Source organism: Scandinavium sp. (assembly GCF_051650185.1).
Lineage (GTDB): Bacteria > Pseudomonadota > Gammaproteobacteria > Enterobacterales > Enterobacteriaceae > Scandinavium.
On record NZ_JBOFIN010000019.1, the window covers coordinates 1 to 11551 of the forward strand.

13 protein-coding genes and 1 pseudogene are annotated in these 11551 nt (G+C 55.4%); 10 read left to right on the forward strand and 4 right to left on the reverse strand.

Going from position 1 to position 11551, the window contains the following annotated elements:
• The first annotated feature begins 162 nt into the window (after positions 1-162).
• The 4 genes from pepA (at position 163) to ACRCWW_RS02110 (ending at position 5719) form a co-directional block, all read left to right on the forward strand.
• Entirely contained in the window at positions 163-1674 is a 1512-nt protein-coding gene (gene pepA / locus ACRCWW_RS02095) for a leucyl aminopeptidase (RefSeq protein WP_438680914.1), read from the forward strand.
• Between the two features lie 122 nt (positions 1675-1796).
• Positions 1797-2240, forward strand: a complete 444-nt coding sequence (holC, locus tag ACRCWW_RS02100; RefSeq protein ID WP_330985412.1) for a DNA polymerase III subunit chi — start codon at positions 1797-1799, stop codon at positions 2238-2240.
• The gene (locus tag ACRCWW_RS02105; protein ID WP_438680915.1) at positions 2240-5095 is read left to right on the forward strand and encodes a valine--tRNA ligase; all 2856 of its coding nucleotides are present in this window, start codon (positions 2240-2242) and stop codon (positions 5093-5095) included. The genes holC and ACRCWW_RS02105 overlap by 1 nt, the downstream gene beginning before the upstream one ends.
• A gap of 120 nt (positions 5096-5215) precedes the next feature.
• Positions 5216-5719, forward strand: coding sequence for a GNAT family N-acetyltransferase (locus ACRCWW_RS02110; RefSeq protein ID WP_438680916.1), 504 nt, complete (start codon positions 5216-5218; stop codon positions 5717-5719).
• A 169-nt stretch (positions 5720-5888) separates the two neighbouring features.
• Here ACRCWW_RS02110 and miaE read toward each other — a convergent pair whose 3' ends face one another.
• Positions 5889-6665 carry a tRNA isopentenyl-2-thiomethyl-A-37 hydroxylase MiaE gene (miaE, locus tag ACRCWW_RS02115; RefSeq protein WP_438680917.1) on the reverse strand — a complete coding sequence of 259 codons (777 nt, stop codon included), beginning with the start codon at positions 6663-6665 and terminating at the stop codon, positions 5889-5891.
• A 41-nt stretch (positions 6666-6706) separates the two neighbouring features.
• Positions 6707-7129, reverse strand: a complete 423-nt coding sequence (gene rraB, locus ACRCWW_RS02120) for a ribonuclease E inhibitor RraB (RefSeq protein ID WP_330985408.1) — start codon at positions 7127-7129, stop codon at positions 6707-6709.
• A gap of 98 nt (positions 7130-7227) precedes the next feature.
• Here rraB and argL point away from each other — a divergent pair, with 98 nt between their 5' ends.
• Positions 7228-7293 (forward strand): putative translational regulatory protein ArgL, encoded by a 66-nt coding sequence (gene argL, locus ACRCWW_RS02125; protein ID WP_404660062.1) that lies wholly within the window; start codon positions 7228-7230, stop codon positions 7291-7293.
• Positions 7293-8297 (forward strand): ornithine carbamoyltransferase, encoded by a 1005-nt coding sequence (argF, locus tag ACRCWW_RS02130; protein ID WP_438680922.1) that lies wholly within the window; start codon positions 7293-7295, stop codon positions 8295-8297. Before argL ends, argF begins: the two co-directional genes overlap by 1 nt.
• 121 nt (positions 8298-8418) lie before the next feature.
• Here the strand turns inward: argF and ACRCWW_RS02135 are convergent, their stop codons facing one another.
• Complete coding sequence (locus ACRCWW_RS02135) at positions 8419-8871, reverse strand: YhcH/YjgK/YiaL family protein (RefSeq protein ID WP_438680918.1); 453 nt, start codon at positions 8869-8871, stop codon at positions 8419-8421.
• Between the two features lie 194 nt (positions 8872-9065).
• Here ACRCWW_RS02135 and ACRCWW_RS02140 point away from each other — a divergent pair, with 194 nt between their 5' ends.
• The 4 genes from ACRCWW_RS02140 (at position 9066) to ACRCWW_RS02155 (ending at position 11084) form a co-directional block, all read left to right on the forward strand.
• Positions 9066-9170: a pyrBI operon leader peptide gene (locus tag ACRCWW_RS02140; RefSeq protein ID WP_438680919.1), complete on the forward strand. Its 105-nt coding sequence runs from the start codon at positions 9066-9068 to the stop codon at positions 9168-9170.
• Positions 9171-9206: 36 nt separating this feature from the next.
• Positions 9207-10142 (forward strand): aspartate carbamoyltransferase, encoded by a 936-nt coding sequence (gene pyrB / locus ACRCWW_RS02145; RefSeq protein WP_438680920.1) that lies wholly within the window; start codon positions 9207-9209, stop codon positions 10140-10142.
• A gap of 12 nt (positions 10143-10154) precedes the next feature.
• Positions 10155-10616, forward strand: coding sequence for an aspartate carbamoyltransferase regulatory subunit (gene pyrI, locus ACRCWW_RS02150; protein ID WP_404660047.1), 462 nt, complete (start codon positions 10155-10157; stop codon positions 10614-10616).
• Positions 10617-10697: 81 nt separating this feature from the next.
• A complete protein-coding gene (locus ACRCWW_RS02155) occupies positions 10698-11084 on the forward strand; it encodes an enamine/imine deaminase (RefSeq protein WP_438680921.1) in 387 nt (128 codons plus the stop codon).
• Between the two features lie 85 nt (positions 11085-11169).
• Here ACRCWW_RS02155 and ACRCWW_RS02160 read toward each other — a convergent pair.
• Positions 11170-11551 (reverse strand): annotated as a pseudogene (locus tag ACRCWW_RS02160) (integrase core domain-containing protein); the annotation flags it as partial.

Here is an 11551-nt window from a genome sequence, read left to right on the forward strand (position 1 = left end):
ATGACTCAGCGGCTTTACGTTTCAGACCCGGTTCTGACGAGCCAACATCGCGATATCGTTAAGATTAACACGAAGTCACCGCAACAGCGGACATGAGTTACGAAAGCTTGCAATTCTATCCGTAGCCACCGCCGTTGTCTTTAAGATTCAGGAGCGTAGTGCATGGAGTTCAGTGTAAAAAGCGGTAGCCCGGAGAAACAGCGGAGTGCCTGCATCGTTGTTGGCGTCTTTGAACCACGCCGTCTCTCCCCGATCGCCGAACAACTCGATAAGATCAGCGACGGTTATATCAGCGCCCTGCTGCGCCGTGGCGAGCTTGAAGGCAAACCTGGCCAGACTCTGCTGCTGCACCACGTGCCGAACGTGCTCTCTGAGCGCATTCTGCTGATTGGGTGTGGCAAAGAGCGTGAGCTGGATGAACGTCAGTATAAGCAAGTTATCCAGAAAACGATCAATACGCTCAATGACACCGGTTCGATGGAAGCGGTGTGCTTCCTGACCGAACTGCATGTCAAAGGCCGCAACAACTACTGGAAAGTACGCCAGGCGGTTGAGACCGCGAAAGAGACGCTGTACAGCTTCGACCAGTTGAAAACCAACAAAACCGAGCCGCGCCGCCCTCTGCGTAAAATGGTCTTTAACGTGCCGACCCGTCGCGAACTCACCAGCGGTGAACGCGCCATCCAGCACGGTCTGGCGATTGCTGCGGGTATTAAGGCAGCGAAAGATCTGGGCAATATGCCGCCAAACATCTGTAACGCCGGATACCTGGCTTCGCAGGCGCGCCAGCTTGCCGACTCCTACAGCAAAAACGTCGTCACCCGCGTGATTGGCGAACAGCAGATGAAAGAGCTCGGCATGCATTCGTATCTGGCGGTCGGCAACGGCTCGCAGAACGAGTCCCTGATGTCGGTCATTGAATACAAAGGCAATCCGGCGGAAGATGCCCGTCCAATCGTGCTGGTCGGTAAAGGCCTGACGTTCGACTCCGGCGGTATCTCCATCAAACCTGCCGAAGGCATGGATGAGATGAAGTACGACATGTGCGGCGCGGCGGCGGTTTACGGCGTGATGCGCATGGTGGCAGAGCTGCAACTGCCGCTGAACGTCATCGGCGTGCTGGCTGGCTGTGAAAACATGCCTGGCGGACGCGCATATCGCCCAGGCGACGTGCTGACCACCATGTCAGGTCAAACCGTTGAAGTGCTGAACACCGATGCCGAAGGCCGTCTGGTGCTGTGCGATGTGCTGACCTACGTGGAGCGTTTCGAGCCAGAAGCGGTGATCGACGTGGCGACGTTAACTGGCGCTTGTGTTATCGCTTTGGGCCATCACATTACTGGCCTGATGTCGAACCACAACCCGCTGGCGCATGAGCTGATTGGCGCGTCTGAACAAGCCGGTGACCGCGCATGGCGCTTGCCGCTGGGCGATGAGTATCAGGAACAGCTGGAAACCAACTTCGCGGATATGGCGAACATTGGTGGCCGTCCTGGCGGGGCAATTACCGCGGGCTGCTTCCTGTCACGCTTCACCCGCAAGTACAACTGGGCGCACCTCGACATCGCGGGCACCGCATGGCGTTCCGGTAAAGCCAAAGGCGCAACCGGCCGTCCTGTTGCCCTGCTGTCTCAGTTCCTGCTGAACCGCGCTGGGTTTAACGGCGAAGAGTAATGCTACAGCCCCTCACCCTAACCCTCCCCCCAAAGGGGCGAGGGGATTTTCTCCCTCTCCCTTGAGGGAGAGGGCCGGGGTGAGGGTCTACGATTTAAAATCACCACAAGAAACCCCATATTATGAAGAATGCGACGTTCTACCTGCTCGATAACGACAACACCGCCGACGGCCTAAGCGCTGTTGAACAACTGGTGTGTGAGCTGGCGGCGGACAGGTGGCGAGCGGGGAAACGCATTCTGATCGCCTGTGAAGACGAGAAACAGGCCATTCGCCTTGATGAGGCGCTGTGGTCACGCCCGGCGGAAAGCTTTGTCCCGCATAATCTGTCTGGCGAAGGCCCACGCGGGGGGGCACCTGTTGAGATAGCCTGGCCGCAAAAGCGCAACAGCAGCCCGCGGGATTTGCTTATCAGCCTGCGCGTTGGCTTTGCAGATTTTGCCACCGCTTTCACAGAAGTGATAGACTTCGTTCCTCACGAAGATTCCTTAAAACAACTGGCGCGCGACCGCTACAAAGCGTACCGCATGGCTGGTTTTAACCTGAATACGGCAACCTGGAAATAATGGAAAAGACATACAACCCACAAGATATCGAACAGCCGCTTTACGAGCACTGGGAAAAGCAGGGCTATTTCAAACCGAATGGTGATGAAAGCCAGGAAAGCTTCTGCATCATGATCCCGCCGCCGAACGTCACCGGCAGTTTGCATATGGGTCATGCCTTCCAGCAAACTATCATGGACACCATGATCCGCTACCAGCGCATGCAGGGCAAAAACACCCTGTGGCAGGCCGGTACTGACCACGCGGGTATCGCAACCCAGATGGTGGTGGAGCGTAAGATTGCCGCTGAAGAAGGGAAAACCCGCCACGACTACGGTCGCGATGCCTTCATCGACAAAATCTGGCAGTGGAAAGCCGAATCCGGCGGCACCATTACCCGTCAGATGCGCCGTCTCGGTAACTCCGTGGACTGGGAGCGAGAGCGTTTCACTATGGACGAAGGCCTTTCCAATGCCGTGAAAGAAGTCTTCGTTCGCCTGTACAAAGAAGATTTAATCTATCGTGGTAAGCGTCTGGTCAACTGGGACCCGAAACTGCGCACCGCGATTTCTGACCTGGAAGTGGAAAACCGCGAGTCTAAAGGCTCGATGTGGCACATCCGCTACCCGCTGGCCGACGGCGCAAAAACCGCTGACGGCAAAGATTACCTGGTGGTTGCCACCACTCGTCCGGAAACCCTGCTGGGCGATACCGGCGTAGCGGTTAACCCGGAAGATCCGCGCTACAAAGACCTGATTGGCAAATTCCTCGTTCTGCCGCTGGTCAACCGCCGTATTCCAGTTGTTGGCGATGAACATGCCGACATGGAAAAAGGCACCGGCTGCGTGAAAATCACCCCGGCGCACGACTTTAACGACTACGAAGTCGGCAAACGTCACGCCCTGCCGATGATCAACATTCTGACCTTCGACGGTGATATCCGCGAAAGCGCACAGGTGTTCGACACCAAAGGCGAAGAGTCCGACGTTTATCCGTCCGACATCCCGGCTGAATTCCAGAAGCTGGAGCGTTTCGCGGCCCGTAAAGCAGTTGTCGCGGCAGTTGACGCTCTCGGCCTGCTCGAAGAAATCAAACCTCACGATCTGACCGTGCCGTACGGCGACCGTGGCGGCGTGGTTATCGAGCCAATGCTGACCGACCAGTGGTACGTGCGCGCCGACGTGCTGGCAAAACCAGCCGTTGAAGCCGTTGAGAATGGCGACATTCAGTTCGTACCGAAGCAGTACGAAAACATGTATTTCTCCTGGATGCGTGACATTCAGGACTGGTGTATCTCCCGTCAGCTGTGGTGGGGTCACCGTATTCCGGCATGGTACGACAACGAAGGCAACGTCTACGTGGGCCGCACCGAAGACGAAGTGCGTCAGGAAAATAACCTGAGCGCCGACGTTGCGCTGCGTCAGGACGAAGACGTGCTCGACACCTGGTTCTCCTCCGCGCTGTGGACGTTCTCTACCCTCGGCTGGCCGGAAAACACCGACGCGCTGCGTCAGTTCCACCCAACCAGCGTGATGGTCTCCGGCTTCGACATCATCTTCTTCTGGATCGCCCGCATGATCATGATGACCATGCACTTCATCAAAGATGAAAACGGCAAGCCGCAGGTTCCGTTCCACACGGTTTACATGACCGGCCTGATTCGTGACGACGAAGGCCAGAAGATGTCCAAGTCCAAGGGTAACGTCATTGACCCGCTGGATATGGTGGACGGTATATCTCTGGCAGACCTGCTGGAGAAACGCACTGGCAATATGATGCAGCCGCAGCTGGCCGAAAAGATTGCCAAGCGTACCGAGAAACAGTTCCCGAACGGCATTGAGCCGCACGGCACCGATGCCCTGCGCTTCACCCTGGCGGCACTGGCTTCTACCGGTCGCGACATCAACTGGGACATGAAGCGCCTGGAAGGTTACCGCAACTTCTGTAACAAGCTGTGGAACGCCAGCCGCTTTGTACTGATGAACACCGAAGATCAGGATTGCGGCTTCAACGGCGGCGAGAAAGTGCTGTCGCTGGCCGACCGCTGGATCCTCGCTGAATTCAACCACACCGTGAAAGCCTACCGCGAAGCGCTGGATAACTTCCGCTTCGATATCGCCGCAGGCATCCTGTATGAGTTCACCTGGAACCAGTTCTGCGACTGGTATCTGGAGCTGACCAAACCAGTGATGACCGGCGGTTCAGAAGCTGAACTGCGTGGCACTCGCCACACGTTGGTGACCGTGCTCGAAGGCCTGCTGCGCCTGGCGCACCCAATCATTCCGTTCATCACCGAAACCATCTGGCAGCGTGTGAAAACCATCGTGGGTAACGACGCGGACACCATCATGCTGCAGCCGTTCCCGGCGTACGATGCGGCACAGGTTGATGAAGCGGCACTGGCGGACACCGAATGGCTGAAGCAGGCGATCATCGCTGTACGTAACATCCGTGCGGAAATGAACATCGCACCGGGCAAACCGCTCGAGCTGCTGCTGCGCGGTTGCAGCGCTGACGCTCAGCGTCGCGTGACCGATAACCAGAGCTTCCTGCAGTCCATGGCGCGTCTGGAAAGCATCACCGTGCTGCCAGCCGATGATAAAGGTCCGGTCTCCGTGACTAAAATCATCGACGGCGCAGAGCTGCTGATCCCAATGGCAGGCCTCATCAACAAAGAAGATGAGCTGGCGCGTCTGGCGAAAGAAGTGGCGAAGATCGACGGTGAAATCGGCCGCATCGAAAGCAAACTGTCGAACGAAGGCTTTGTCGCGCGCGCACCAGAAGCGGTGATCGCCAAAGAGCGTGAGAAGCTGGATGGTTATGCCGAAGCGAAAGCGAAGCTGATTGAACAGCAGGCTGTGATCGCCGCGCTGTGATCCCTCAACCCCTTACGCGCCCTGCGTAAGGGGTTTCTTCTCTGTCCCGACTCTCTTGCACTCCCCTTTCTACGGTGCTATTAACTGCACTATCTGTTACTTATTGCCATGAGCCATGCTATGAACGTTATGACCCACGCCGCGGTGACGCTGCGGAGGATCGCTGAGAAGGACAACCCGGCTGTCGCACGGGTAATTCGCCAGGTCTCCGCGGAATACGGATTAACAGCCGATAAAGGCTATACCGTCGCCGATCCCAATCTGGATGAGTTATACCAACTCTACAGCCAGCCAGGACACGCCTATTGGGTACTTGAGGAAGAAGGCCGCGTGGTCGGCGGCGGCGGCGTGGCCCCGTTGCAATGCAGCGAGACGGATATCTGCGAGCTGCAAAAGATGTATTTTCTGCCGTCAGCTCGCGGCAAAGGGATGGCGAAAAAGCTGGCGCTGATGGCGATGGACCACGCGCGTGAGCAGGGCTTTAAGCGCTGCTATCTGGAAACCACGGCCTTTCTCAAAGAGGCGATTGCGCTGTATGAGCATCTGGGCTTTGAGCATATCGACGGCCCGCTAGGTTGTACCGGGCATGTGGACTGTGAAGTTCGAATGCTGAAGGTGCTTTAGATTTAGCTTCTGCAAGCGCCCCTCTCCCCTGCCCTCTCCCAAAGGGAGAGGGAGAAAGAAAAGACCACTCTGTCTTTACCGCCGTTCCCACTGGGAGAGAAATAACGCCGCTCTGTCTTGATCCCCTCTCCCTTTGGGAGAGGGTTAGGGAGAGGGGATACAACAAACGCTAAACCGGCACCCCGCTATGAAAACGAAACTCCTCATCCGGCGTGGAAATTAACGCCGCCTCCACCTCACCAAAGAATCTCACCCGTGGCGTAATATCCTCATCAGAGACCTGCTGCGCCAGCGTCAGATAATCCTGATAGTGCCGCGCCTCGGAACGCAACAGCGACAGATAAAACTTCTGCAACTCTTCATCAAGATACGGGGCCAGGGCGGCAAAGCGCTCACAGGAACGCGCTTCGATGTACGCCCCACATATCAGCTTATCAATTAGCGTCAGCGGTTCGTGAGTTCGTACTTCCTTTAGCATGCCTTTGGCGTAGCGACTGGCGGTGATCTTGATATAAGGGATCTCACGAGCCAGCATGATTTCCCGCACCTGCCAGAAATGATGCAACTCCTCTTTGATGAGCAACACCATACTGTCGATAAGCTGCCGCCCCCACGGATCGTCGGTTTGCGGCATCACGCTTTTGCCAATCTGTTTTTGCAATGCGATGAAATCGGGCTCAGGCCCGGCGCGGAAGGCAAAGGCTTCGTAGGGCTGTAGCCAGGCCAGAAGCTCATCCGCTCCGGCTTTATCGGCAACGTATTTGCGCACCAACAGCATGGCGGTTTGAGCCGCTTTGAGCTCACACACCAGGTGGTCAGTTAACAACAGAGGAAGGTGCTGCGGATCGCGAGCTTTGTCGATCCAGGCCTGAGGCGTGGGGCAATGCAGAAACGTTAACACCGGGGCGAGTATTTGCGGGTAATCCATGCTCAAAAAAACTCTCATGAAAGCGATGCGGCAGCGGGCGCCACCGCATCGGTCAACGCTTAGTGGCGAACGCCGTCATCGTCTTCGTCGATGTACTCTTCGTCATCACCTTCGCCGTCTTCACCGTTAGGATCTTCGTAGTAGGTGCCCCAGCCGTCATATTCAACGCCGAATTTTTCAGCCAGGTTCATCAACTGTTCAACCTGCGCGTCGATGAGGTCTGCTTTCAGCGCACATTCACTGAGCGCGTCACAGCAAATCACCATCTCACCTTCTTCAACTTCCAGCTCTTCTGGCTCAGTCACTTCGTAACCCAGCTTGAAGACTTCTACGGCCAGCTTCTCAAGAGTGTCGAAATCATCCGCCGAGAAATGATGCTCGATGGTATACAGCGCATCCGGATCGCTACCATCGTCCAGTAATTCTTCAATAATCAGACGCGTTTCTTCGCGCTGCTCTTCCAGGTGTTCCGGGTTTGCCATAGCTCGTTCCTCATGATGTGCGGCAGATACTTCTATTTTCACATACCGCGCCCATTGCCTCCACCTTTCCCGCAAAGATTTGTGAATCGGGGTTGCAAATGAATATTCATACATATAAATTGAATTTTAATTCAATAAGTGGCCTAAGCCATGAGAGGAAATGATGACGACGTTTTATCAGAAGCATTTTTTGAAGTTACTGGATTTTACCCCTGCCCAACTCACCCATCTGCTCTCTCTGGCCGCCCAGTTAAAAGCAGATAAAAAGCACGGTCAGGAAGTGCCAAAACTGATCGGTAAAAACATCGCGCTCATCTTCGAAAAAGACTCGACCCGTACCCGTTGCTCTTTCGAAGTTGCCGCCTACGATCAGGGCGCTCGTGTGACCTGGCTCGGCCCAAGCGGCAGCCAGATTGGCCATAAAGAATCCATTAAAGATACCGCCCGCGTGCTGGGCCGCATGTATGACGGCATTCAGTACCGCGGCTACGGCCAGGAGATCGTAGAAACGCTGGCAGAGTATGCGGGAGTTCCAGTGTGGAACGGCCTGACTAACGAATTTCACCCCACCCAGTTGCTGGCAGATTTGCTGACTATGCAGGAACATCTACCAGGCAAAGCGTTTAATGAGATGACGCTGGTTTACGCAGGCGACGCCCGCAACAACATGGGCAATTCGATGCTGGAAGCCGCTGCGCTGACAGGGCTGGATTTGCGCCTGGTCGCGCCACAGGCGTGCTGGCCGGAAGCGAGTCTGGTGGCAGAATGCAAAGCGCTGGCGCAAAAGAATGGCGGCGATATTACGCTGACAGAAAACATTGCCGCTGGCGTGAAAGGTGCCGATTTCATCTACACCGACGTGTGGGTATCGATGGGCGAAGCCAAAGACAAATGGGCCGAACGTATCGCCCTGCTGCGTGACTACCAGGTGAATAAAAACATGCTGGCACTGACCGGTAACCCGCAGGTGAAACTCCTGCACTGCCTGCCTGCGTTCCACGACGACCAGACCACCCTCGGCAAGCAAATGGCGCAAGAGTTTGGCCTGCATGGCGGCATGGAAGTGACGGACGAGGTGTTTGAGTCTGAAGCGAGCATCGTGTTCGATCAGGCCGAAAACCGGATGCACACCATTAAAGCGGTGATGGTGGCGACGCTAGCGAAATAATTATTTGCAATGGCGTGTCCCCTCTCCCCGGCCCTCTCCCGTAGGGAGAGGGAGAAAATCAAACGCGCACCGTACAAGTCCCCTCTCCCTTTGGGAGAGGGTTAGGGAGAGGGGCTACAAATCACTCTACCAACAGCTTCACAACCGCCTTACGCACCTTCGCAGGCGTTCCCACTGCACACAGCGGCTTATGCACTTCGCCAGGGTAGAACACGACAAAATCACCCTCGCTCAGAATCACCGTTTTTTCCTGCACGCCTTCGGGTAAAAAGGCGATGTCTTTATCGGCCAGCCAGTCGGTATCCGGCTTCCCGGCAGGCTGGGTGCTGAACGTCATCCCCTCCTGACCTTTGAGAATGATCTGGATATCCAGATACTTCGCGTGATACTCCGCACGACGATCAGCGAACGGCTCGGTGGTGTCTTCGGAAATCAGATAAAACAGGCGGTTACCGTCGATATCGTGTTTCCCGAGCGGCGTGGCCTCAGTCACGTGCGCTTTAATGTGTTCAATAGCCTGACGCAGCTCCTGCGGCAGCCAGCTATGCAAATGATGAATGTTTCCTGCGATCATAAAGCCTCCAGAATATAAAACAACGTTTCAATTTCGAGTTTTATACGCTCCTTCACAGGGGGATTCCATCGCTTTATTGCGGATATTTGCGCTGGCGCATGCTTCTCGAAGCAATCGTTTTCCTGTCTGTGAACTTATCGCTTGATCCCTTCGATTTGCTGCGTATAATGCCAGTCGTTTTGCCGGGAGGAAGCATGGTCAACTGCGTACGACATTCTGTCTTACCGCGTCTGAAAACAGACGCTGGCCTGCCGTTTTTCTCCCGTGACATCATCGAATTCAGGAAGCCCCTTTTATAAGGGGCTTTTTTTTTGCCCAGGCGTCAGGAGATAAACATGGCTAACCCGCTATATCAAAAACATATCATTTCCATAAACGATCTCAGCCGCGAAGACCTTGAACGGGTTCTGGCGACTGCCGCCAAACTGAAAGCCCATCCCCAGCCCGAATTGCTTAAGCACAAGGTTATCGCCAGCTGCTTCTTTGAAGCCTCTACCCGCACCCGTCTGTCGTTTGAAACCTCGATGCACCGTCTGGGCGCCAGCGTGGTGGGCTTCTCCGACAGCGCGAATACTTCGCTTGGCAAAAAAGGCGAAACGCTGGCCGATACCATTTCGGTCATCAGCACCTACGTTGACGCCATTGTGATGCGCCATCCGCAGGAAGGTGCGGCGCGCCTGGCAACAGAGTTTTCCGGCGGTATTCCAGTTCTGAACGCGGGCGATGGCGCAAACCAGCACCCAACACAGACGCTGCTCGATCTCTTTACCATTCAGGAAACGCAGGGCCGCCTGGAAAACCTCAATATTGCGATGGTAGGCGACCTGAAATATGGCCGTACCGTTCACTCACTGACGCAGGCGCTGGCGAAATTTAACGGCAATCGTTTTTACTTTATCGCCCCGGATGCGCTGGCCATGCCGCAATACATTCTCGATATGCTGGATGAAAAAGGCATTGCCTGGAGCGTGCACGGCACTATCGAAGAAGTGATGGCAGAAGTGGATATTCTTTATATGACTCGCGTGCAGAAAGAGCGTCTGGACCCGTCTGAATACGCCAACGTGAAGGCGCAGTTCGTATTACGCGCCGCCGACCTCGAAGGCGCACGCAGCAACATGAAGGTGCTGCATCCGCTGCCACGCATTGATGAGATCACCACCGATGTCGATAAAACGCCGCACGCCTGGTACTTCCAGCAGGCCGGTAACGGCATCTTCGCACGCCAGGCATTGCTGGCACTGGTTCTGAACAGCGACCTGGCTCTGTAAGGGGAAATGACGATGACACACGATAATAAACTTCAGGTAGAAGCCATCAAACGCGGCACCGTAATCGACCATATCCCGGCGCAGATTGGCTTTAAATTGCTGACCTTATTCAAGCTGACCGAAACCGACCAGCGCATCACCATCGGCCTGAACCTGCCATCTGGCGAAATGGGTCGCAAGGATCTGATTAAAATCGAGAACACGTTCCTGACCGACGAGCAGGTGAACCAGCTGTCTCTGTACGCGCCGCACGCCACGGTGAACCGTATCGATAATTACGAAGTGGTCGGCAAATCCCGCCCAAGCCTGCCGGAGCGCATTGAAAGCGTGCTGGTGTGCCCGAACAGCAACTGCATCAGCCACGCGGAGCCGGTTTCGTCGAGTTTTAGCGTGAAACAGCGCGCTGACGATATCGCCCTGAAATGCAAATACTGCGAGAAAGAGTTTTCACACACTGCGGTGCTGGCGAACTAATTGAGGTTGGTATCGGGTGCCCGGCTCCCTATAATGGCCGGGTTCCACTGAAACCTAATACCGCTGTTTAATGGAGATATCATGAGCAAAGTTATTGCGACGGAAAAAGCACCTGCTGCCATCGGCCCTTACGTTCAGGGCGTTGATCTCGGCAGTATGATCATCACCTCCGGCCAGATCCCGGTCTGCCCGAAAACCGGTACTGTAGCGGAAGACGTTGCGGCACAGGCGCGCCAGTCACTGGAAAACGTTCAGGCTATCGTTGAAGCCGCAGGCCTGAAAGTGGGCGACATCGTGAAAACCACCGTTTTCGTGAAAGATCTCAACGATTTCGCCACCGTGAATGCCACCTACGAAGCGTTCTTCACCGAACATAACGCCACCTTCCCGGCACGTTCTTGTGTGGAAGTGGCTCGTTTGCCGAAAGATGTGAAGATTGAGATCGAAGCGATCGCTGTTCGTCGCTGATCGTCTTCTCCCCTCTCCCTAGCCCTCTCCCATGTACGGTCCGGAGACATGGTAGACAGGTGTTCGGGGACATGGTGAACACTATTTAACATCCTTTACCCATGGTTATCGACCTTTTCTTCAGGTCGATAACCCCCACTTTCGTACTGTACCACCACACTTCATAGCAACCGTCTTCCGCCATCTCCTTCAGCCCGACATGCTCCCCCCTGAACGCTTTGCCTGCGTTCAGACTGATGCCTTTTGCACTCAGCTTCCCGCTGATATCCACTTTCCTGACCATCACTCCCTCGTCATATTCCGGGGGGCAACGCGACGGCTGTACTGTCGCGCAGAGGGCTGATACCGCGAAGCAGGCACTGCCATATCCAGTGAAGCGTGTGGGCGTTCAAGGTTATAAACGTTGCGCCAGTGGTCGAAGGCACGCTGCAGCTCGCCACTGTCCGCGAACCACTTCCCCTGCAGAA